The sequence below is a fragment of the Paenibacillus oryzae genome (genome assembly GCF_001675045.1).
In the GTDB taxonomy this organism is placed as follows: domain Bacteria; phylum Bacillota; class Bacilli; order Paenibacillales; family Paenibacillaceae; genus Pristimantibacillus; species Pristimantibacillus oryzae.
This window is the reverse complement of sequence record NZ_LYPA01000068.1, coordinates 47435-70824: the sequence shown is the minus strand read 5'-3', so window position 1 is coordinate 70824 and position 23390 is coordinate 47435. Positions and strand designations below refer to the sequence as shown.

General features: G+C 52.0%; 19 protein-coding genes. 11 read left to right on the top strand and 8 right to left on the bottom strand.

The genetic code is table 11. The annotated features are described in order from the left end of the window. The first annotated feature begins 70 nt into the window (after positions 1–70). The 4 genes from A7K91_RS18955 to A7K91_RS18940 all read left to right on the top strand — a co-directional run bounded on the left by A7K91_RS18955 (position 71) and on the right by A7K91_RS18940 (position 6411). Positions 71–1348: a DUF445 domain-containing protein gene (locus A7K91_RS18955; protein WP_068685655.1), complete on the top strand. Its 1278-nt coding sequence runs from the start codon at positions 71–73 to the stop codon at positions 1346–1348. Continuing rightward, a complete protein-coding gene (locus tag A7K91_RS18950; RefSeq protein WP_068685654.1) occupies positions 1345–2682 on the top strand; it encodes a DUF445 domain-containing protein in 1338 nt (445 codons plus the stop codon). Before A7K91_RS18955 ends, A7K91_RS18950 begins: the two co-directional genes overlap by 4 nt. Positions 2683–2908: 226 nt before the next feature. Then, entirely contained in the window at positions 2909–5197 is a 2289-nt protein-coding gene (locus A7K91_RS18945) for a right-handed parallel beta-helix repeat-containing protein (protein WP_068685653.1), read from the top strand. Between the two features lie 212 nt (positions 5198–5409). Then, positions 5410–6411: a VanW family protein gene (locus tag A7K91_RS18940; RefSeq protein WP_156739666.1), complete on the top strand. Its 1002-nt coding sequence runs from the start codon at positions 5410–5412 to the stop codon at positions 6409–6411. Positions 6412–6601: 190 nt separating this feature from the next. Here the strand turns inward: A7K91_RS18940 and A7K91_RS18935 are convergent, their stop codons facing one another. Then, positions 6602–7456, bottom strand: a complete 855-nt coding sequence (locus A7K91_RS18935; RefSeq protein WP_068685652.1) for an AraC family transcriptional regulator — start codon at positions 7454–7456, stop codon at positions 6602–6604. A 112-nt stretch (positions 7457–7568) separates the two neighbouring features. On the opposite strand from A7K91_RS18935, the gene A7K91_RS18930 reads away from it, so the two are divergent. Then, on the top strand, positions 7569–10613 hold the full coding sequence (locus A7K91_RS18930) for a glycoside hydrolase family 2 TIM barrel-domain containing protein (protein WP_068685651.1): 3045 nt from the start codon (positions 7569–7571) through the stop codon (positions 10611–10613). Positions 10614–11081: 468 nt separating this feature from the next. Here the strand turns inward: A7K91_RS18930 and A7K91_RS18925 are convergent, their stop codons facing one another. Then, positions 11082–12146 carry an FAD:protein FMN transferase gene (locus A7K91_RS18925; protein ID WP_068685650.1) on the bottom strand — a complete coding sequence of 355 codons (1065 nt, stop codon included), beginning with the start codon at positions 12144–12146 and terminating at the stop codon, positions 11082–11084. A 223-nt stretch (positions 12147–12369) separates the two neighbouring features. Here A7K91_RS18925 and A7K91_RS18920 point away from each other — a divergent pair, with 223 nt between their 5' ends. The 5 genes from A7K91_RS18920 to A7K91_RS18900 are packed head-to-tail and all read left to right on the top strand — an operon-like array spanning position 12370 to position 15905. After that, the gene (locus A7K91_RS18920; RefSeq protein WP_068685649.1) at positions 12370–12771 is read left to right on the top strand and encodes a NusG domain II-containing protein; all 402 of its coding nucleotides are present in this window, start codon (positions 12370–12372) and stop codon (positions 12769–12771) included. After that, positions 12746–13336 (top strand): Gx transporter family protein, encoded by a 591-nt coding sequence (locus A7K91_RS18915; RefSeq protein ID WP_245697656.1) that lies wholly within the window; start codon positions 12746–12748, stop codon positions 13334–13336. The genes A7K91_RS18920 and A7K91_RS18915 overlap by 26 nt, the downstream gene beginning before the upstream one ends. Then, on the top strand, positions 13333–14223 hold the full coding sequence (locus A7K91_RS18910; RefSeq protein ID WP_068685645.1) for an ATP-binding cassette domain-containing protein: 891 nt from the start codon (positions 13333–13335) through the stop codon (positions 14221–14223). The genes A7K91_RS18915 and A7K91_RS18910 overlap by 4 nt, the downstream gene beginning before the upstream one ends. Beyond that, positions 14160–15089: an ATP-binding cassette domain-containing protein gene (locus A7K91_RS18905; RefSeq protein WP_068685643.1), complete on the top strand. Its 930-nt coding sequence runs from the start codon at positions 14160–14162 to the stop codon at positions 15087–15089. The genes A7K91_RS18910 and A7K91_RS18905 overlap by 64 nt, the downstream gene beginning before the upstream one ends. 24 nt (positions 15090–15113) lie before the next feature. Further along, positions 15114–15905: an energy-coupling factor transporter transmembrane component T family protein gene (locus A7K91_RS18900; RefSeq protein ID WP_068685641.1), complete on the top strand. Its 792-nt coding sequence runs from the start codon at positions 15114–15116 to the stop codon at positions 15903–15905. A 166-nt stretch (positions 15906–16071) separates the two neighbouring features. On the opposite strand, the gene A7K91_RS18895 is transcribed toward A7K91_RS18900, so the two are convergent. The 6 genes from A7K91_RS18895 to A7K91_RS18870 all read right to left on the bottom strand — a co-directional run bounded on the left by A7K91_RS18895 (position 16072) and on the right by A7K91_RS18870 (position 22243). Further along, positions 16072–17073: a polyprenyl synthetase family protein gene (locus A7K91_RS18895; protein WP_068685639.1), complete on the bottom strand. Its 1002-nt coding sequence runs from the start codon at positions 17071–17073 to the stop codon at positions 16072–16074. 13 nt (positions 17074–17086) lie between these two features. Then, positions 17087–17533 (bottom strand): hypothetical protein, encoded by a 447-nt coding sequence (locus A7K91_RS18890; protein WP_068685638.1) that lies wholly within the window; start codon positions 17531–17533, stop codon positions 17087–17089. A 77-nt stretch (positions 17534–17610) separates the two neighbouring features. Next, on the bottom strand, positions 17611–19467 hold the full coding sequence (locus tag A7K91_RS18885; protein ID WP_068685637.1) for an FAD-dependent oxidoreductase: 1857 nt from the start codon (positions 19465–19467) through the stop codon (positions 17611–17613). Positions 19468–19590: 123 nt separating this feature from the next. Next, positions 19591–20505 carry an FMN-binding protein gene (locus A7K91_RS18880; protein WP_068685635.1) on the bottom strand — a complete coding sequence of 305 codons (915 nt, stop codon included), beginning with the start codon at positions 20503–20505 and terminating at the stop codon, positions 19591–19593. A gap of 114 nt (positions 20506–20619) precedes the next feature. Next, positions 20620–21552 carry a dihydroorotate dehydrogenase gene (locus A7K91_RS18875; protein ID WP_068685633.1) on the bottom strand — a complete coding sequence of 311 codons (933 nt, stop codon included), beginning with the start codon at positions 21550–21552 and terminating at the stop codon, positions 20620–20622. Beyond that, positions 21533–22243: a dihydroorotate dehydrogenase electron transfer subunit gene (locus A7K91_RS18870; protein ID WP_068685631.1), complete on the bottom strand. Its 711-nt coding sequence runs from the start codon at positions 22241–22243 to the stop codon at positions 21533–21535. Before A7K91_RS18870 ends, A7K91_RS18875 begins: the two co-directional genes overlap by 20 nt. A 210-nt stretch (positions 22244–22453) precedes the next feature. Here A7K91_RS18870 and A7K91_RS18865 point away from each other — a divergent pair, with 210 nt between their 5' ends. Further along, positions 22454–23293 (top strand): formate/nitrite transporter family protein, encoded by an 840-nt coding sequence (locus A7K91_RS18865; RefSeq protein WP_068685630.1) that lies wholly within the window; start codon positions 22454–22456, stop codon positions 23291–23293. The last annotated feature ends 97 nt before the right edge of the window (positions 23294–23390 follow it).

Below are 23390 nucleotides of genomic sequence, written 5' to 3'. Positions count from 1 at the left end.
CTTAATTTCGCCAGCCATTATACAATTTTATATAACGAAAGCTCGACAACAGAGATAGGAGCAGATGGCGATGGGGAAAAGGGATATTCGAACAACGGCAAACGGCATATTGGTTTTGTCGGGAGCTGGCATTTTGGCCGCTTTTCCGTTTCAGCAGCATTTTGCCGGCGGGCTTTTGTTTGCAGGCTTTAGCGCGGCCACAATAGGCGGGCTGGCGGATTCCTTTGCGATCAGCGCGTTGTTCGGCAATCCGCTGCGGATCAAATGGCCAAGCTGGATGGGTACTAGAATCATTGCGCGCAGACGGGAGAAGCTGATCGGCGAGCTTGCGGATATGGTGGAAAAAGAGCTGCTGACGGTTGACCATATCAAAATGACGCTGAAGGACTATAATCTGGGCGATACGATAGCGCGTTATTTGACCCGCCACGGAGGAGCCGAGGATGTAAAAGCTATTGCAACCAAGCTGGCCGCAGAGCTGCTGGGCAAAGCGGACCCCGGGGAGCTGGCCACAGGGATGCGGCGTTTTCTGCTGGATCATGCCGATGCTCTTCAAGCATCGGACCTGCTGGCGGATATCGGGGAGTGGAGCATCAAAAACGGCTACGATGAAAAAGCCGTTTCCTTCGCTGCGGCGCAGCTTGCCGGCCTGGCAGGGAGCGAAAAGGTCCGCCTCCTGATCCAGCAGTTTGCCGAAGCAGCCGTCAAGTCTTATGAGGGCGATAAATTGCGTCGCCGTCTGGTTGATTTTACGGCCGGCCTTAATGCCTACGCCATAAGCGTCAAGGTGCAAAATTGGCTGGTTGCTTTTCTGGAAGGCATGGCCTCCCCCGATCATCCCGCGAGCCTGGCGCTGAAGGAGCAGCTTGCCGGTTTTGTGGAACGTTTGCGAAATGAAGTGGAGTTGCGCCAGGAGGTCGAACGGATCAAAAGCAAGCTGCTGCAGGGCGCGGGAGACAGCCTGAGACTGGATCAATTTATTGCCAGCAGGCTGGAGAAAGCGCGGGAAAAGCTGCTGGCGGCTAATGGGGATGCTTCCCAGGGCTGGATTGCCGAGCAAATCAGCCGGGGCGTCGCCAAATTGTCGGAAAGCGCGGAGCTGCGGAAAACTGTGGACAGTGAAATCAAGCATGTATTGCTTGCCTGGCTTGAGCGGCATCATACCGTCATTGGAAAGTTGGTCCGTGAAAAGCTGAACGCGTTTAGCGAAGAGGAGCTTTCAGACTTCGTGAAAGACAAGGCTGGCAAGGACCTGCAATATATTCGTCTGAACGGCATGGTTGTAGGAGCCTTTGTAGGCATGGGGCTATATTTGCTGACGTTCTGGATCGGAGGGGCGCGGGCATGACGATGAAACAAAAAGCGAACGCCAGCCTGCTGCTCCTTGCTCTGCTTTTTACAGGAGCGGCAGCTTGTCTTTATGTGTACCCTGGTCAATGGTGGGCCAAAATGCTGCTATATACAGCGGAAGCGGGACTGGTCGGCGCGCTAGCGGATTTGTTTGCCGTAACGGCGCTGTTTCGAAGCCCTATGGGCATGAAATGGATTCCACATACTGGAATCATTCCCCGTAACCGGGATAAGCTGGTGGACGGCGTTGTCCAGATGGTGGAGGAGCAGCTTTTGAGCAAGGAGCTTCTTCGGGAACGGCTATCGCGGTTCAGGCTGGTGGAAACGCTGATTCATTGGGTTGACCATAAAAAAGGGCTCCAGGCTGTGGCCGCTCAGGTTTGGATGCTGGCGCTTTCCTTTTTGCGCAGAATGGACGCCAAGGAATGGTCGGAGCAGCTTGACGGTCATGCCCGTAAAGCGCTGGCCGGTGTCAATTTGGCTCCGTATAGCGGAGCTGCTCTCAAATGGGTGCTGAACCATAGCGACGTTCAGAAATGGCTTGGCCACATCGTGGACTACGCTGCCGAAAAAACGGCGGGAGACGAAATCCGTCAAGCCATCGCAGACATGCTTGCAGCGGAGAAAAATAAATTCGTAAGCGAAGGCGGCTCCTTTACCCGCTGGCTTAAGCAAAAGCTGGTTGATTTTGCAGAGGCGGCGGATGCCATCAATCTGGAGGAGGCTGCTGAAACGCTTCACCGCGATTTGCAGAGCTTTATGGAAAGCCTCAAAAATCCTCAGCATGAGCTTAGGATTATGCTGGTGGAGCGTCTGCACGAGCTGGCCGATCACTTGGAAAATAGCGATGACGCCGCCAAAACCATTGATGAATGGAAGCGCGACGTGCTTCTCCATCTAAGCTTTCAGCCGGCCATCCAGGGTTTGCTTGAGGCGGTTGCGGGTATGCTAGCGCCAGGCTCTGACATGAAATATATCGTAGCCGACAACCGGACGCTGCAGCCGGAGGATATTCAGCAATGGATGACGGGATTGTTTTCCTCTTATTGGGAAACCTTTAAGGCAGACAAAGACATTCAGGAGCAGCTGGAGGGATACGCCGGACAATTTCTAGCGCAAACCATTGAAAGCGAACATGCCGTAATTGGCGTTATTGTGCGCAGAACGCTGGATGATTTTACGGAGGAGCGGCTGGTTCATTTTATAGAAGAGAAGGTGGATACCGATCTCCAGCGCATCCGCCTGAATGGAGCGCTGATCGGATCGGCTGTAGGGGCGTTGCTTTTCCTGTTCCTGCATGGCGTTTATCAGCCGCTGCTTGATTTGCTGTAGGGGCTGCTAAATATACGGCAGATGTATGCCCGGCTTGATGTAGCGGCTGAAAAACATGATTGCTGCCTCTCGTAAAAAAATGGATAAAATATGCAGTTATGAACCAATCGGCAGGTTGCGGTTGGTTTTTTTTGCGATATTGTTCTTTTTAAAGAACAATATTTATGATATAGTGAATGTGGAATCTGCTTCCAGATTCACTCACTTCGCTACTGGAGGATAAAGGATGAAAAAGCTGATTGGCTGCCTGCTTATCGGGCTGCAGCTGGGATTGCTGGCCACCGCCGGCTATGGGACAGGAGCTGCTGCGCCGGCGATACCCGATTTGCCGAAGGGCAATCCGCTGGCCGGAGATTTTTTGTCGGGAGGATATGAAACAACGCCGGAAGGCGCTGACTTATTCAGCTATCAAGAAAAGCCGCATATGATCGATTTGAAGCGATGGGGCATTTCAAGCAACGGCACAAAGCCGGTTCAAACGACTCAAGGCATCAATAAGGCGCTGCAATGGGCGGCCAAAAGCAAAATTACAGCCGTCACGCTGCCGCCCGGCACATATCTGATCGACAAAAACAGCCGGATTAATATGGTCGGCAATATGCTGTTCCAGCTATCGGATGACACCATTCTGAAGAAGCAGGAAAACGGCAAGGAGCATTACGAGCTGATGTTTATCGGCTATGGCGCAAACAATGTAACGCTGCGCGGCGGCACGTATCTTGGCGATAAGGACAGCCATGACTATAGCAAAAAAGACAATCCCCATACGCCGGGCACGCATGAGCGGGGGTACGGCATTACCGTTTTAGGGGCCAACAACATTACCATTGAAGGGGTAAAGGGCACCCATTTTACGGGCGACGGTTTAATTATCGGGGCTCATGAAACGCTGGTCAGGGATTTGTATCAAAATGATTTTGTGTCCGGCGGCTTTGATTACAAGGGTAAACCCGCAGCCGATAAAACCCGGATTCGAACCGTCAAGCCGCTCCGGTTTGACCATCCCATTTTTAAGACGGAAAAGCAATTCGAGCTAACCAATCCCATTCATTTGGGCAAGGAGTTTGATCTTTTCTTTTTTGATGCCAAAAGCAAGCTCGTCAAGGTCATGGCAAGCGTGAAGGTGAGGGAGCTTGTGAGCTTGCCTGAAGGGGCGGCTTATGCTCATGTCGTCTTCCGCCAAGCCTCCGCCAAGGATGCTTACATCGAGTTCTGGAACCGGAAGGTAACGGAAAACATTGTTATCCGGGATTCCGAGTTTGCCTATAACAGACGTCAAGGCATAACGGTGGGCGGCGCGGACCGGGTATTGATCGTAAACAACAAGCTTCATAACATCAAGGGCATTGCGCCGCAATCCGGCATTGACGCGGAGGGCGGGTATGGGGAAAATGGCAATCGGAACAGCCGCCTTCATATCAAGGACAATGAATTTTATAATAATGCCTCTTACGATGTCATATTGTACGACGGGAAGGAAGCGGTGGTGGAGGGCAATCACCTTGGCTCCAAGGGTGCAATTGGCCTAGCGATTTCCCAGCCTTTTACCGGTGCACTGGTCATAAACAATCATTTTGACGGAACACGGATCGTTGCGGCTCACGACGCTATTTTTCTGAACAACAAGCTGAATGATTCTTCAACCACGTTTGACGGACCGCGCATTGCAATTGATGGAATGACGGTAACAAACGGAACCTTCTCCATCAGCGCCAAAACGCCTTTTGGAGTGACGGCCAGAAATATAAGCATTTACAGCAAAGACAAGCGCAAGGAGGCAGGTCTTGCTCTATGGGGAAAACCTGTTGTCATATCGGATATTTATGTGGAGGGGGAATCCGCGCTTCGAACGGTAACGGGACGGCTTGACCCCGGCAGCGTTATTAACCGCCTCAAGGTTGTCGGATATAATTCCTTATCAGGGCTGGCATTACCTCAAGCGACGTATAATGATTGTTACTTTGAAGGAGCGAAGGGTTCGGCGGATGGAGCTATAGCGCTTAATCTCGCCGGGAAATATGTGTTCGACCGATGTACGTTTCAGACTAGCGAAACGGCAAGAACCGGACTGTTCGGCAATAACGCCGAGCTGGATTTAACAGTGAAAAATTCGCTTTTCAGGCTTGAAGGCAACACAACGGCTATTTCGGTTCAGGCCGCGGCAAAGCTTGATTTGCAACAAAATGTTTTTGAAGCAAACGCCATTACGCAGGAAGGCGTTGAGTTGATCAAGCTGGGCGATTACTGGAAGCGGAATGATCGCTTCAGCGTCAAGCAAGCCGTTATATCCGGCAATGAAATGATTGCCAATGCAGAAGTCGTCGGCATCTCAACCCAATACGCAGGATCGGGAGCGCCGCCTTACATCATAGAGAATAACGAGCTGGAAGGGGCTGTGCTTGCGCTAAAAAGCAATGATAAAACCAAAGGCAATCTGGAGGAGGCAATAGGCGGGGAGAAAAAGGAAGATGAAACAGCCTCCCAGTCCCAGTTAATTTCAGAGGCTTCTGAATAGCCCTCCATGTCTGTCATGTCTGTCATGTCTGTCATGTCTGTCATGTCTGTCATGTCTGTCATGTCTGTCATGTCTGTCATGTCTGTCATACCTGTCATGGCTGCCTTGTCCGTAACGTCTGTTTTGCTTTTATGCTGTAATTGCATAGACAAGCGGACTATCGCGCATATTAATCCGGTTGAAGCTTAATGGACAGCCGGAGGTAATGAGGGATGGGATGGACTTGGATGCTTGCGGGAATGGTTGTTTTTTATAGCTCCTATAGCTTAATATTTCCATCGGTTGAGACAGCCGCTACGAGTAATGAGCAAATACAGCAAGTCCAGCAAGAGTCTGGGCCAAGCGCCGATAATCCCCCGCTGCAATTAAAGCATGAAGGCCGCACAATAACCTCGGCGCTGCGTCAGCAGCTTATGCTGCCGATGCCTGGTGCCGTGCCGCTTGTTAATGAGGAAGCGGTCAAGAGGCTTGCAGTTCAATTGGAGCGGGAGGTCAGGCGCGAGCCGGTAAATGCCATTTTGGACGGATACGGTTCTATCGTGCCGGAGAAGCCTGGCGCAACGCTGGATATTTTTTCTTTTAAAATTGCTTTGCTGAGCTACCTTTATGAAGGCGGGCCAGTCGTGCTGGAAATCCCGTTGCGGCCTATTTACCCTCGGGTGGACAGTGAAATTTTGTCCGCAATCAAAATGAATGCCATTGGACGTTATACAACCTATTATAATTCCCGCAACGCCAACCGGGCCGCCAATATACAACTAGCGTCCAAGGCGCTTAACAATACCGTCCTGTTTCCGGGCGAACGATTTTCCTTTAATGGAACTGTTGGTGAACGAACAACGGAAAAAGGATATCAGCGCGCGCCCGTCATTGTGCGGGGAGAGATGGACGAGGATATTGGAGGCGGCATTTGCCAGGTATCCTCAACCCTGTATAATGCAGCCGACCGGGCGGGGCTGACAATCACGGAGCGTTATTCCCACAGCAGGAACGTCACTTATGTGCCGTCGGGGCGTGATGCTACCGTTAGCTGGTACGGGCCCGACCTGGCATTTCGCAACCCCTATAATCATCCCGTTCTCATCCGCTCTTATGCGGGCAACGGGCAAATGTCCGTCTCCATCTATTCCTCTGATATGCTGGAGACTCAGAATCGTCCCGTTCCCCAGCCTTCTCCGGGGCTGCCGCAAGAGGAGGAGACCAAGAGTAACTAACCAAGAGTAACTAAAGGAGTCAGCCCTGAAAACCGTCAGGAGAATCAGCAGCGATAAAGGGGTGCCTTTTTAGACGACAGGCAGGCGGATCGCCGGAGACAAAGGGGTACCTATTATGCGCGCAGGCAGCTAGGCGACGTGAAGTGCCGTTATCGAGCGCCGTTAGCGCGGACAATGGAATAGGCGCGCGTCAAGTACGCGCCGTTTTTGCATCCTCCGACGGCAAGGAATCATACGTCCGCTTGTATAGCCGCGTAAAATAGTCCGGCTCCATGCCCACATAAGCGGCCACCTGCTTTACAGTCAGCTCCGGATATTCCAGCAGAAGCATTTGCGCCGCATTAAGCCGCAGCCGGTGCAAATATTGCAGCGGCGTGGTGCCGTAGCTTTGGCGGAACAGGCGCGTAAGCTGCTTTTGCGAATAGCCTACATGCTGAGCCAGCCGTTCAATTGTAAGCGGACGGTTCAGGTGATCGTGCATAAATTGCACGGCCGCTTCCATGATCGTTTCCCGAAATACGCCCGGTATGAGCGGCTGCTGCTCTGCCGGTTTTGTTTTGCAATGACTTTTTTGCAGGTCGAGCAGCAGCGACAGCAGATATTCCGATGCTGTCCACTCATCCTGCTCCTCGCCGAAGGTATCCCAGATGGCATAAATCCGTTCGACTAATACATCCGTATTGGCAAAATGAAATAAACGGGGCGTCCCCCGAAGGCCCCACTTGTCCATCATCCCCCCGAAGTTTTCCAGAAACGTAACATAGGCAACCTGCCATGGCTCCTGGCCTGTCGGCGTATATTCATGCATGCAGCCCGCCGGAATGTACAGCAGGCTGCCGCTCTCTAGGATGTCCCATTTGTCCTTATCATGAGCCAACTTGCGAAATTTCCCCGTACCGGACACCGTCAAAAACAATTGATGAGCCGAAAAGCCCTTCATCCGGGTTAAGGGTGGCTGTATCTCGGTGCCGACGGTATAGACGGCAAACGGAAAGATGTCTCTCAGACTGCCGGATAAATTGCTTTTCAAGCGTAAAAGCTTCATAAAGAATTTCTCCTTGTCCATTTTGTGCGGTTTAATGTCGTTTTTGTTCCTTCCTTCCGATCATAGCTCACCTCTATAATGAAATCAAATTGAGCTAAGGAGTGTTGGCAAAATGACAATCAGCCGTGAGTGGGAGCAGCTAGACTGTCTCCACATCAACCGCGAGCCGGCGCGGGCATCCTTTATTCCCTATGACAGCAAGGCAGCCGCAAAGTCGGGGCGCCGCGTAAGCTCGCCCCACTATCAAACCTTGAATGGCGCATGGAAATTCCGTTATCACAAAAGCGTGCAGGAGGTTGATCCCGCCTTTCATAGCGGGGATTCTCTTCAAGGCGATTGGGAGAGCCTAATCGTGCCTTCCTGCTGGCAAACCAACGGTTATGACAGAATGCATTATACCAATGTGGCCTATCCCATTCCATATGATCCCCCGTTTGTGCCGGACGAAAATCCGGCCGGCGCTTACGTGCGTGATTTTAATCTGCCCCCAGGCTGGACGGGCAAAAAAACGTATGTTGTTTTTGAAGGCGTCAACGCCTGCTTCTATGTTTGGGTAAACGGGGCATTTGTCGGTTATAGCCAGGGCAGCCGCATTCCTTCGGAATTTGATTTGTCGGCCTATGTAAAGGCAGGAAGCAATTCCATCGCGGTGCTGGTGCTTAAATGGTGCGATGGAACCTATCTGGAGGACCAGGATTTGTGGCGCTATTCCGGTATTTATCGTGATGTATATCTCGTATCCCGGGATTCGGCGCATATCCGCGATGTATTCGCCAAACCTCGGCTTGAGGCTGATTTTTCGACAGGCGAGGTGAAAGTAGAGCTTGAAACTACCGCAGCGCTGGATGTATCTGCCGAGCTTCTGGACCCGCAAGGCGTCAAGGCAGGCGAAGTGTCGGGCAGCATCGACGGCAAGGGCGTTCTTAGTCTGAAGGTTAGCCGCCCTCAGCTCTGGAACGCGGAGCAGCCGCGTCTGTATGAGCTTTACTTGCAGGCCGGGGAAGAGGTGCTGCGGTTCCGCATCGGATTTAAAAGCGTGGAGATCAAGGACGGAGTTTTCACCATTAACGGGCGTCCAGTCAAGCTGAAGGGCGTCAACCGCCATGATTCTCATCCCGTTTTGGGTCAAAGCATACCCGTGAATCATATGATCAAGGATTTAAATCTGATGAAGCAGCATAACGTCAATACGATTCGCACCTCTCATTACCCTAATGATCCGCGTTTCCTGGATTTGTGTGATGAATATGGCTTTTACGTGATAGACGAGGCTGATCTGGAATGCCATGGCGTCATTTACACCGGCAAAGAGGGAGAGGTGGCCTTCCATAAGCTGGCTACCGATCCGGCATGGAAGGAAGCCTTTGTTGATCGTGCCGTTCGGATGGTGGAGCGGGATAAAAACCATGCCTCCGTCATTATCTGGTCGCTTGGCAATGAATCCGGCTATGGGGCTAACCATATGGCCATGGCGGAATGGACCAAAATCCGCGATAATTCCAGACCCGTTCATTATGAAGGAGCTGCGCCGCATTATCTGGGCGATACCAATGTGGATTGTCTGGATATGGAAAGCCGGATGTACGCTTCTACAACGGCTATTGCCGAATATGCCAGAGACGAAAAAAATACAAAGCCGCTGTTTCTGTGCGAATACAGCCACGCTATGGGCAACGGGCCGGGCGACCTTCAGGATTATTGGGACGTTATCTACGCCGAGCCCAAGCTGATGGGGGGCTGCGTATGGGAGTGGAACGATCACGGCATCGCTGCCAAATCGCCGTCCGGCGTTCCGTATTTTGCTTACGGCGGAGATTTTGGAGAAAAGCCGCATGACGGCAATTTCTGTATTGACGGACTCGTATCGCCGGACAGAAAAGCGCATATCGGCTTGCTGGAGCTAAAGCAGGTCATTGCTCCGGTATATGTGACAGCTGAGGATATCGGGGGCGGTCTATTCAATGTGAGCAACCGGTATGACTTTATCGACCTGTCTCATTTGTCCTTGCGGTGGAAGCTGGAATGCGACGGCGTTTTGGTTGATCAGGGAATGACTGCGCCGTTGACGGCGGCGGCAGGCGAATCTCAGCTTGTGCAAATTCCATACACCGTTCAAGGCAATGGGAATGAATGGCTGACGGTATCCATCTGGGAGCATGGAGAAACCCGCTGGGCTCCTGCCGGCCATGAAATTGCATTTGCGCAGTTCCAGGTTCATGGGGCGTCCGCCGGCAAAACGTCGATTGCGGAGGCTGCAGCCGACACCGAGGCCAAGCGCCAACGCGCTGCATTTATAAGCGCAAGCGAAGCAGGCAGCTTACTTGTCGTTTCCGGCTTTGATTTCCGCCACGTATTTGATCTGCACAAGGGAACGCTTGTTGAAGCTGCTCGCCATGGCGTCGCCATGCTGAGCGAGCCGGCCAGATTTACGGTATGGCGCGCGCCTGCGGATAATGATATGAATATCCGCAAGGAATGGGAAAACGAAGGATTTGACCGGGCGGTGATGAAGGTGTACGGATCGTCATGGGAAACGCTGGAGAACGGCGCAGTACAAGCCTCTGTAGCCTTTTCGCTGGGAAGCTATATTAAAAGTCCGCTGCTGCGAGGCGAATCCAGATGGACCTTCCAGACTGACGGCTCCATTACTTTGTCGGTTAATGCGGATGTCCGCGAGAATGTTCCTTATCTGCCGCGTTTTGGCGTAGAGCTGGTTATGCCGAAAGGCACGGAGGAAGTGGAGTATTACGGCTACGGTCCGCATGAAAGCTATATCGACAAGCGGATAAGCGCGCGCAAGGGCAAATACCTGCTTAGCGTGGACGAAATGGCCCGCACGTATGTGATGCCGCAGGAAACGGGCTCAAGATACGGAACGGAATGGGCGGCCGTAACGAGCGAGCTGGGCATGGGTCTGCGCTTTGATGCGCCAACGCCGTTTTCCTTCCAGGCGCTGCATTATACCGCAGCGGATTTGACTGCGGCATCGCACACGCATGAGCTGACTCCGCGCGAGGAAACAATCGTGACGGTTGATTACAAAATGAGCGGCGTAGGCTCCAACTCCTGCGGTCCTCAGCTGCTCGACAAATATCGCCTGAACGAAAAGCAGTTTGCGTTTGAATTAACGCTTACGCCGATTTTTAAAGAGGACTAAACCGGAATACATCCCGCGTTCATCCCGGGTTTCCATCATATCCGGTCCTAAAATATAAAAATTCTCAAATAAAAAAGTTCTCAAATATAAAAGATGACCTCAAACCACTATAAAAGTGGGCGGGGTCATCTTTTTGTGCATCAATAGCATTCATAATGCTAACTCATTCGTCAATAACATCGACACTGACCGCTGTTCCCGCGCTCGTTGCCGTTCCCCGGTTAACGGTCACTTTTGGCCGCCAGAACATCAAATGGCTGGATTCGCTGCGGCCAACGGTCACCGATGTCCTTTAAACGCTCAAAAATCACATTTAGAGGGCAAAAACAAGCTTTTACGGTCACCGGTGTCCTTTGGAATTGGTTTTTCATCAAAAAGGGGGCTCTAACGGTCATGAATGTCCGAACCGACGCGCCTCCTTAGTTCATTAAATGGAATTCATCGAATGGCCGGGCAGTCGCGTCCCCTTTAGTTCGCTAAATGGAATTGGTCGCTAGTTAGTTGAAAGACTCCTTTTAGCCCGCTTGTCAAATAGACGTCATGCTCTGTTGTTACAAATATTGCTTCCGCGTTTTCCTGTTCCTCGATAAATTGCATTCCTTTTTCGACCCCGTAAGCAAATGCGGCGGTGGACAAGGCGTCAGCGTTCATGGAAACATCAGTGACAACCGTAACGCTCAGCAAGTCCTTATCGACGGGGTAGCCCGTTCTTCCGTCCATTAAATGATGATACATTTTTCCGTTTTCTTCAAAATAGCGCTCATAAACGCCCGAGGTGACAATCGTTTTGTCCTTGACGGGCAGCACGCCCAAATGGTTGCCGCGCGCTTCCTCCGGCGTCTGAATGCCGATCCGCCAATCGCCTCCGCCGGGCTTGGCTCCCATGGCAAGCACGTTGCCGCCAAGATCGATGATGGCGCTTTTGAACCCTTTTTCCTTTAAGTATGCCGCCATTACGTCTGCCGCATATCCCTTGGCGATCGCTCCCAAATCGATAATCATGCCCGGCTTTTCCAGCTTGATGGTGCTGTTGGCTTCGTCTATAGTAATATCCTTATAGTTGACCAGAGCCTTGCGCTCGTTAATGGCCTCCTGCGACGGAACGGCGGCGTGGTCGCTGCCCACGCCCCATAAATCAACGATGGGGCCAATGGAAGGATCAAACATGGCATCGCTGATGGAAGCGTAATAAAGCGCTCTTTTGACCACCTTCATCGTTTGCGGCGAAACGTTTACAGGGGCGACCCCGGCATTTTTGTTAACCTGGCCGATTTCGCTGTTTTCCTGCTGGCGATTCATCTGGCCGTCGATTTCCTGAAGCAGCGCTTTTACCTCGTCGAAATGAGTTTTGGTCATCTTGTCATCATAAACACGCAATGTTACGATGGTATCGAAGATAAAATACGTTTCAGCCTTTGGCGTCAACGTTTCTGTTGCAGATTGCGTCTCCTTATTTCCCCCCGAGCAGCCGGCAGCGGCGATCATAACGGCCAGCATAACAATGAACAACGGCATTCGTATTCTTTTGCCCATACCGAAATCCCTCTTTCGTCGTCCTTATAGTGTTGTCTTAACAGTATCAAATGACACAACATCCATATGTGACGAATATCATAGTGCCCCGGAAGCGCTGAAATCATAATGAAATTATAGAGCAAAATGTCCGCAAACGCACCAGGGCGAACAGATCGCAGCAGACTCCATAAGCTTGTCTGTATAAGCGTCTGAGCTAAATGAGATCAGAGGAGGCGGCATAATGAAAAAGAAAAAGGTTAGAGCGGGCGATTTGATCATCTATGCGGTGCTGCTTGCCGTAATGGCATGGTTTATCGTCCCCCTTTTATTCAATAGTAAGGAAGATACGGCATCTGCGGCATCAACAGCTGAAATATCGGTTAATGGGGAGCATTATCAGACGGTGGAGCTGACAGAGGAGACCCAGGATATCGAAATCCGTACCAGCCGCGGCTACAATTTGCTGCGTGTGTCGGAGCACGGAATTGAAATGGTAGAGGCGGATTGTCCCGACCAGCTTTGCCTCGGTTTTGGCCACATTGGACATAAAGGCCAACATATCGTTTGTTTGCCCAACCGCATTTTTGTTGAAATAACGGGTCCTGCGGGAAGCGGGGATGAAGTCGATGCTTTCGTATCCTAAGGAAGACGAGCTTCGAAGAACGGTACTTATTGCTATTTTTGCATCGGTTGCAGTTGTGCTTGGCATTGTGGAATCCCTGATCCCGTTTGCTGTCGCTATCCCTGGAGCCAAGCTGGGGCTGGGCAACATCATGGTGCTGACCTGCCTTTATGTGTTCAGCGCCAGGGACGCGCTTAGTCTTATTTTGCTCAAAACGGTGTTGACGTCGTTTATATTGGGGAGCTTTTCGACCTTTATTTTCAGCCTGCTGGGCGCATTGGGCAGCTTTTTGATTATGCTCATTATGCTAAGGCTAGGGAGAGGCGCGTTTAGTCTGATAGCCGTCAGCGTAGTGGGCGGCGTAGCCCATAATCTGGGGCAGCTTGGCGCTGCGTCATTAGTGCTTGGCACAACAAAAATCTTTTATTATTTGCCTTTCCTGCTGGTTTCCGGCGTCGTTACAGGCGTATTTGTTGGCGTGGTTTGCGGCAAGCTGATTGATTCGTTAAGCAGAGTGCAATGGCTGACTGCGATGAAGGGGACAAGAGGAGAGACAGGGGCGGAAGCGGAGGGGAATGCGTCATGAACGATGTGCAAGGCAAGCCGCCCGCTATTGCGCTGCGGCAGGTTGCTTTTGGCCGGAGCGGGGAGGAAAACCCCGTTTTGAGCGGCATTGATTTGACCATTCCCGCCGGGCAATGGGTTGCGATTGCTGGCGCAAACGGCTGCGGCAAGTCGACGCTGCTTCGTCTCGTTAACGGATTGCTGAAGCCAACATCCGGCGACATTGCCATAAACGGCCATGCGCTTGCTTCTGATCGCTCATGGGAAATCCGGATGGACATCGGAACGGTTTTTGCCAATCCGGATAATCAGTTTGTCGGGGCAACCGTCCGCGACGATATTGCTTTTGGCCTTGAGAATCGCCAGCTTGCCAGGGACGAGATGGTGCAGCGGGTCGAGCATTACGCCGATATGCTGCATGTAACGCCGCTATTGGACCGCCACCCCGCAATGCTGTCAGGCGGACAGAAGCAGCGTGTTGCGCTGGCTTCCGTGCTGGCGATGGAGCCTAGCCTTATTTTGTTCGACGAGGCAACCTCCATGCTGGATGAAGGCTCCAAAAACGAGCTGCTGGCGCTTATGAAAGAGATGCACAGCAGCAAGCGTTATACGATGGTATGCGTCAGCCATGATACGGATGAGCTGCTGGCTGCGGAGCGGCTAATTGCACTTGGCGGCGGGGCTATAATTGGCGATGGCGAGCCGGAGGAGCTATTCCGCGATGCTGAGCTGCTGCAGGCCTGCCGCCTTGGAACGCCTTATCTGCTGCAATTAAGCCGGGAGCTGAAGGCGCTTGGCCTTCCAATCAAGGAAGCGCTGACAGAGAGAGAGGTGCTGGAGCAACTATGGACATTAGGCTGGAAAACGTCTCCTACCGCTACGCCGATGCCGGCGGCAAGCCGGCCGTAGGGCTGGAGCAATTCAATTTGACTGTAAAACGAGGCAGCTTTACCGTCGTGCTGGGAGCGCCGGGCTCCGGCAAGTCTACGCTGCTCCAGCATTTGAACGGCTTGCTCCTGCCGATGGAGGGCAAGGTGGCAAGCGGTGACGTGACGCTGGGCGCGGCGGCCGCAGAAAACGGCGGCTTGCCGGAGGGAACCACACCTCGAAAGCGCACCAAAGCAGAAAAAAAGGAGCTGGATGCCTCATTGCTGAAGCTGCGCAAAAAAACGGGGCTTGTTTTTCAATTTCCGGAGAAGCAGCTTTTTGAAGAAACGGTTCTTCAGGATTTGTCCTTTGGCCCGCTTAATTTCGGGTGTAATCCGCAAGAAGCCGAGGCTGCCGCACGAAACGCGGCCAAGGAGGTTGATCTGGACGCCGGGCTGCTGGACAAAAGCCCGTTTCAGCTTAGCGGAGGCCAGATGAGAAAAGCGGCCATTGCGTCAGTGCTGGCTTCGGGTCCGCAAGTCATTGCGCTGGATGAACCCACGGCATCGCTGGATCAGCAAAGCCGCGAGGAGCTGCTGCTTTTGCTGAAGGCGCTTTGCCGGGACGAAGGAAAAACGATTTTGATAGTGACGCATCGGCTGGAGGAAGTGTTGCCTTATGGCGATGATTTTGTCGTCATTAGCAAAGGCCGGCATGTTTTTCAAGGTTCGGCGGGAGAGCTGCTTGGACGCCGCGATGTGCTGGAGGAAGCGGGCATCGTCGTGCCGCCATACCTATCCATGCTGGAGGAGCTGGCGCGGAGTATGAAGGTGCCGCTCCCGATGGACGCGCTGTCTCCTAAGGAGGCTGCCCGCTGGATAGCGGAAACGCTGTCCGGCTCCAGGTAAGCCCGTATAGAGAGGAGAATGGGTATGCGATCCAGAATCGTGTTCGGTAAATATATAGAAGGCAGCTCCTGGGTGCACCGGCTGGACCCGCGCGCTAAAACAGCGTCCATGCTTTTGTTCATGGCCGCCGTCTTCGTAACGGATTCCTACGCCTCCATACTGGCGCTACTGCTTTTTGCCGCCGTCGTCATTATGAGCACCCGTATTCCGCTGGCTATGTTTGCAAGGGCGATCAAGCCGTTATTGTTCATTATCGTATTTATTTTTTTATTTCATGTTTTGTTTGAAACAAGCGGTCAAAGCTTTATTGATCTGGGGCCGTTTACGTTGTATGCGGGGGGACTGGAGCGGGGTATCGTATCCGCTTCCCGGATGATTTTGTTTATTGCATTTGCGGCGATTTTGACCTTTACGACAAGGCCGGAGTCACTGGTTCAAGGTTTGGGCAGCTTGCTAATGCCATTGCGCTTTATAGGGCTTTCACCGGGAAAAATCGCGCTGATGGTCGGAATCGCGCTGCGGTTTATTCCAACCGTCTTCGAGGAAGCGGAGCGAATCTGGAAGGCTCAGCTGGCGCGCGGCTTGAACCTGTCGGAAAAACCGCTGGTCAAACGGGCGATGCTGCTATTGTCGCTGCTTGTGCCTGTTCTGGCAGGCTCGTTCAGGAGGGCGGTAGATCTGGCAGACTCTATGGAGGCCCGCGGCTATCGGCTGGGCGTGGCCCGAACCTCGTACCGGGCGCTTCAATGGTCCTCCAGGGATACGTTGTTCCTGCTATCCTTTGCTCTTCCCGTAACGGCAGGCATTTTGCTATAGAGGGACATTGCGCCCCGGCAACCTAAAAAACCAAACTAAAAAGCAAACTCAAGGAACGCCAATCATATGGCATTCCCGGAGTTTGCTTTTTGTTGTAGCCCTTTTCGTTGACCTTTTAGTTCAACTTGTCCGAAGCAAGTTTGCAGTAATGATAAGTAATTCCGTTTTATTTTGCAAAATAGTGAATGAGTGTCGTCAAATGGACTGCTGCGGGATGCGGTGCAAGGCGCTCAGCGGCTTGAGCTGCTTTGTCCGTATAGTCCTGCGCCAGCTTTAGCGAGCGCTCCAGCGCATCGGTGCCATTGATGGCGGCTATAACCCTGTCAAAGTCTTCCTGCGGACATTCCGCGCTTAAAGCAACAATCTCCTGGCGCAAAGCGGGGTCTTCCATCGCGTAGAGCACCGGCAGCGTGATGATGCCGTTTCGCAGATCGGCTCCTGCGGGCTTGCCAATAGCTTCTTTTTTTTCGGCAAAATCGAGCACATCGTCCTTGATCTGAAACGCCATGCCCAATGCTTCCCCGAATTGAAACAGCAGCTCCGAATGCCCGGCGTCCGCATAAGCGGCATCGGCGCCGGCTTTCAGGCAATGAGCCATTAACAGAGCGGTTTTGTTTCTGGTTTTGGCCAAGTAGTCGTCAAGTGAAAGATCGAAGTTAAAACGATCTCTAAGCTGACTGTATTCGCCTAAACAAAGCTCCGTAATGACGGAGGCGAGGGAGGAGATCCGTTCAAGCTCTTCCTCCGAACGGGCTTGTCCCGAGGAATCAAGCTCTGGCGTTTCGGTAGCCCATTCAACCGCGCGCGCCATCATATAATTGGCAATCAGCACCGCCTTGGGCACGCCTGTCAAGGTGTGTAGCGTAGGCTGGCCGCGGCGCAGGGGAGACTGGTCGATAATATCGTCATGAATGAGCGAAGCCGTATGGATGTATTCCAGCACGGCTGCTGCCTTCAGGACGTATGGGTAACGCTCCGCCTGGCCAAAACGGCCGCCGATAATCGCCATAACGGGCCGCAGTCTTTTGCCGCCTGCCTGCACGAGAGAAAGTCCGTGCTCTTTGACCGAAGACGCAGAAAAGGAGAGCGAGGAATCGCTCTCCAATACATTGCACAGCGTACGGTCAATCTCGTCCAGGTTGATTCCAAGCTGATCGTACAGCTTCATATGACCGTCCTCCTTATGCACATTGCTTGTTGAGATAGAGACGAAGCATCTCGTTAAGCTCGGCCATCAATTGACGGGGATGCTGACCCTCCAGCAGCGCCAGCTGCAGCTTCTTGTAGAAGGGAGTCAAATGCTGCATGAGCATCAGCTCCTTGCGTCCCGACGCCAAACGATACAGCATGCCGTACAAATAATCGCCTTCAAGAATGCTCCGCGTTAATGCTTCGTTGTCAAGCAGCGCCAAATCCCGATGTTTTCTGACAGCGTGCCTGATCAGCATGTAGCAGCCAAGAACGGTCACTTTGCGGGAAGCGGCAAGACGATACGATTCTACCAGGGCGACGGCTTCCTGCACCAACTCGTCCATGGTGCCGTCTTCCATTGCGATTGACGTTCCTCTGTCGATATGCTGTCGCAGCATGGCGATCGTATCATTCAGAAGCGTTATCTTGGCTGTCATCTATACCACTCCCCATTATCTCGTAATCCTGGTTGAAAATCCAGTTTTATTGCAAACCGGACAATTGAAATGTGCCTTTAGTCCGTATACAGGTACCAGCGTTTAACGATCGGAAGCTTTTTCCAGATCTTTTTGAGTCTAGGATAAACGTAGTAGTCCAGACCAAGCGTGCTGCCCGATCCGCCGATCAATGCCACGCCGCCAGCCATGTACCAGATCATATCGCTTGGCGCCATGCCGGACACCCAAACCATAATAGCCATCGCTACGGAAACAACCGCGGCAGGAGCGGTGAACAGACCGAGGATGAGCAATGCGCCTACTATCAGCTCGGCGCAGACCATGCCGCCTTGGAACACATACGCCATCCAGGTATAGCCGCCGTCGCTATTGTAGAACATAAGATCCATGGACCAGTCAACCATCGACTTCATAAAGTCAGGCACGGGAAGCGCAGTTACGGCGCTTGCTGTATAATCCGATGCTGCTGTTACCGCATCCGCAGCGCCTTCTGCCGCTACCGATGCGCCGGATACGCCGTCAGCCGCTTTTGCTGGAATCAGGAAGATGTGATCCGGATTTTCGATGATTTTATGAATTTTGTCCCATCCTTGCTTGAACCACAGCCAGCCTGCCATAACGCGAAGCGGGAAAAGCCAGAAGTTCGGCGAACGTTTGGCGAAATGGCCGCCAACCAAGCTGCGATTATTATGGACATGGAAGATTTCATGAAGCAAATAATGGTACACTTTGTTGAAGCCGCAAACCTGGAACAAATAAACCATATTGATGAGATGTTTAACCGCCATGGCGAAAATTCCGCTCATTTGGAACATTTTGCCCGGCATGCCTACGTTAGCTACGCCGTAGCGGCTGCCGATGCAAACCATGGTGCCGTGGAAGGTCGGCTTATACGATTTTTTCTCTGTTTTGCGAATGTCGGCCACAATGTTATGGGCGATAAGCGGTGCTGCCAGCTCGGCGTTTTCAACCATTTGTGGCACGGGAGCCGTTGCGCCCTCTGGAATAAAGAAGATGTTGTCGCCTACGACATAAACCTCTTCGTGAGCCGGAACCTGCAGCTTATCGTTGGTCAGAATGCGTTTGCGCCCTTTTTGCTCAACATCCACGTTGCCTGCAAGATCGGAGCCTTCGACGCCGGCGGTCCAGATGACGGTTTTGGAGGCAATTTCTTTGCCGTTTAATACAACGCCGCTTTCTTTAACCTCCGTAATTTTGGAGCTCGTAATAATGTTTACGTTCATTTTGCGAAGGCGTTTCTCCGCCTTGCGGATTAACTTTTCAGGAAGAATCGGGAGGATCTTGTCAACCATATCGGCTACGTGCAGGGAAACCTCGGAACGATCGATATAGTGCTCCTTAGCCAATTCCTCGGTATATTCGGCCAGCTCGCCAATCATCTCGACGCCTGTAAAACCGCCGCCTACAACTACGAAAGTCAGCAATTCCTTGCGGATAGCGGCATCGCGCTCTTTGGCTGCCTTGCGGAACATTTCTTGCGTATGGTTTTTCAGACGGACGGCGTCGTCGTAGGACCAGAGCGTAAAGGCATGCTCGTCGGCTCCAGGAATACCGAAGAAGGTAGGTTTGCTGCCCGTTCCGATTACCAGGTAGTCATAGTCGTAGGTTTTGTCGCCTTGCAGCTTGCGAGCGTTAAAGTCAATGTTGGAGATATCGTCAATGACGACATCAACGTTTTTGAAGCCGGAAAAAATCTTTTTAAGGTCGATCTTGATGGAATCCTCTTCAACACGGTTTGCCGCCACTTCGTGCAGCTCGGTCAGCAGTGTATGGTAGGGCTTGCGGTCAATCAGCGTAATTTTGTAATCGGTTTGTTTTTTTAGCTTGTTGCCCAGCTTTTTGGCTGTTAGTACTCCGCCGTAGCCGCCCCCAAGTACGATGATGCGTTTCATGTTCATGTCCCCTTTAGGGTTTTATTCCCACATTTTTTATAGTGCAGGTGCTCCGTTTCTGCGAGGCCGTCCGTTGCAGGAAGGACTCGCAGAAATGATGGGACACCCGTTTTAAGTCCGTTATTATTTCGCGCCTTCAAGTGCTTTGGCAGCCAATGTTGCAAAAGGAGCTACTTTAATCGTTACGCCGGAAATGGCGTCAGTTGTTTGTTTTTCTTGATCGAATACAATTGCGGCCGGATCATTTTTCTCGATGAGGAACTGCTCGGCGCGTGCAGCCTGAACGTGCCACTCGTCGATCGCTCCGCCTTTTTCCTTCATGCCGTATTCGCCATTTTTGGACAAGGTAAGCTTGTCGTCGCCGCCGTCTTTGTTTGTTGCGTTCCATTGCGCAGCGATGATATTGCCGTTAGCTACTGTAATAGTAACGTTGTATTTGAAGCCGGTTTTGGCGTCAAAGTCAGCTTCTTCTGCCTTGTAAGTACCGTCTTTGTAAGGGCCGGCTTCTACAGGACCTGCATCCAGAGCTTTTTTGACCAGTTCTACAAAGCCGCCTACGCCGATGGAAACGCTGCTTACCGCATCGGTTTTTCCGTCGTCGGAAAGCGTCAGTTCATCAAGGGATTGCTTCTCAACCAAATATTTCTCCATATCGGCTGCTTGCACATGCCATTCGGCTTTAGCGCCGCCTGCAACCATGCCGTATTTGCCGGCTTCAGAAGATGCTTTTTTGTCGAGTCCGCCATCCTTGTTCAAGCCGTTCCAGTTTGCACTTACGATTTTTCCGCCTTCAACCTTCAGGGCAACGATTTCTTTCCAGCCGGATTTTTCATTCATTTCGCCTTCGGCATAATAAACGCCGTCTGCATAGCCATTTTCAGCGCCTTGAGAAACCCCCGGATCTTGAGTAGCAGCCGCTTCTGTTTGTGCGGGAGCCGATGCGCTTGGAGAAGGAGTGGCGCTGTTTCCTCCGCCGCAACCTGCAAGCAGACCCATAAGCAGAGCAAGAGTGGATAAAATCATGGCTGTTTTCTTCATTACAAATTCCTCCTGAGCATTCTGTTTTGTGAATCCTATCACTTACTAATCCTGATTTAATAATAACGTATTGGAAAAGAGTTGTACGTGACATTTATCACACCAGGGTAGTCCCTATATAACTCCACGGATTTCCTCCAGCGATTCAATACGCTCTTTCTTCATTAATTGGGTTACCTCTCCGGCCAAGGATGCTCCTGTGCGCGGATTCATAAAGTTGCCGGTTCCAATCTGAACGGCGGAAGCGCCGACCATAATAAACTCAAGCACGTCTTGCGCTGTTGTGATGCCGCCCATGCCAACAACGGGAAGCGAGGTGCTCCGGCATACCTGATGCACCATTCGCAGCGCAATTGGTTTAATTGCGGGGCCGGATAATCCGGCATAGGTTTGCTGGAAGGAGCTTCGTCTTGATTTGAGATCGACGGACATGGCAAGAAAGGTATTGACCAGGGAAATGGCATCCGCGCCTTCCTCTTCGCACATGGCCGCCATTCCGGTCAAGTCGTATGCGTTAGGCGAGAGCTTGATCATTAGCGGTAAATCCGTAATCCGCCTTACGATACGCACCGCTTCGCGAGCCTTCTCTGTATGCAAGCCGAACTGCATGCCGCCTTGCTTGACATTGGGACAGGAAATATTAAGCTCCACCATATCAATGCCGCGTTTTCCTTCGGCGGCACGAGTTGCGGCGGCCTGTTGAAGCATGGACGCGCCTTTTTCGTATTCCTCCAGCGAACCTCCGCCAAGATTGACGATGATGGCGGTATCGTATTGACACATTCTATCCAGCTCAAACTGGAGAAAATGGGAGAGACCCGGATTTTCAAGGCCGATGCTGTTCATTAGGCCGGAGGCCGTCTCGATCAGGCGAGTGCCGCGGTTTCCGGTGCGCGGCTCCACGGTCAAGCCTTTGGTGGAAATGCCGCCTAGCGAGTCGAGCGGATAAAGCTTGGCGTACGGCGCGCCAAAGGCAAAGGTGCCGGAAGCCATTATGATGGGATTTCTCAGGTTCAGCGTGCCTACCTTACAACAAAGCGAGGTCATGGAAATTCACCTCCTCCACCGGAAATACAGGACCGTCCACGCAAGCCTTTTTGATTCCGCTTGGCGTTTCCACGGCGCAGCCGTTGCATGCCCCGATGCCGCAGGCCATTCTTTTTTCCACGGATACGTAGAGGGAAGCGCCGCTTCCGGCACAGCGCCGTGCCAGCTCCTCCATCATCGGCACGGGACCGCAGGTCATGATTGTATCGTATCGATGCGGCTCCAGGCTGTCCAGAATGGTACCTCCGCTGATGATGGTGAGTCCGCCGCTGCTGCGAATGCTGCGGAAGGAGGACTCGGCGAAGGCTTCTCCGGAATACCCCAGATAAACGTCCGCTTCCGGCATTTCTTTGGCCGCCAGCAGCAGCGGCGCAATGCCCATGCCCCCGCCAACTAGCGCTGTTCGGCCCTGAGGAGACGGAAATCCATTGCCGTAGGGGCCTTCAAGCGTCAGGCTATTCCCCGGCAGCAGCTTCGATAACAGCTCGGTGCCTCCGCCGTGAACCCGATAAAGAAAGGTTATGCTGTCTTCACTCAAGTCATGAATACTGATTGGACGCGAGAGAAGCGGGAAGCTGTCCCAGCAGCGAAGCATGTAAAACTGTCCGGCCTTGCCTCCGTGCCTGCCTTCCAGGGTCAATCTATAGATTCCTTCCATTAATGGCTCATTATTTACAACAACAGCTTGCATAGTCTCACTTCCCTTGTGGATAGATACCCATGTACATTAGCATAGCGATGAAAAAATGCCTGTGAGAATTATCATTTTTCCGGTCATTTATTAGCTGATACACTGTAAATGTGAGATGAAAAAGGCGGTTTTCAGCATCGAGAAGATGGAATGAAGCAAGAAACGGAGTAGCGCTTATTGAAGTAAAGACGAGGGGAAAGGTGACACACAATGGGATTTTTAAAACCGGAGGAAACCGCGTTGGCCGCGCTGCAGGCCGGATACAAGAAAGCCAATATGGGATTGTCCGAGCAAATACCGCTTGGTTTTGCCGCAGGCGCTTTTGTTGCGATAGGTTATATGCTGGCGCTCCGCTCCACGGCAGCGCTGCCGCCAGGCTGGGAAGGGTTGTCCTCTTTGATAGCGGGAGCCGTTTTTCCAATCGGGCTGATTCTGGTTATGATTGCGGGCGGCGAATTATTGACAGGCAATATGATGGGGTTGTCGATGGCCGTTTTCCACAAAAAAGCATCCGTTTTGCAGCTAGTCAAAAACTGGACCATCATTACGCTTTGCAATTTTGCCGGAGCTATATTTGTAGCTTACCTGTTTTCTCATGTGCTTGGCATGCTGGAGAGCGGACCTTATCTGGATAAAATGATTGCAACAGCGGAGCATAAAATGGAGGATTCTTTTCTTCATGCGTTTATTTCGGGGATTGGCTGCAACTGGCTTGTATCGCTTGGGGTTTGGCTGGCTTACGGGGCCAAAGACGGAGCAGGCAAAGTACTGGGCGTTTGGTTTCCGACCATGACGTTTGTGGCGCTTGGTTTTCAGCATATCGTGGCGAACATGTTTGTTATTCCAGCCGCCATTTTTGCCGGACATGCAACATGGGCGGGGTATTTCACTAATTTTGTTCCCGTATTTTTAGGCAACGCGGTAGGCGGAGGTATTTTTGTTGCAGGCCTTTATTATGCGGCGTTCAGGAAAAAGCAACAAAAAAGCGCGAAGGCTGAAGCGTCTGCAAGCATTCATACCGGTGAATTGAAGCAAGACGCTGTTTTGTAAAAAGGCAGTACATGCTCAGAGGGAAAAGACACCACAAACAGTTAAAAATTATAATTATTTCATAAAAATTTGTGAATTCAATCACATAGTTTTGTCC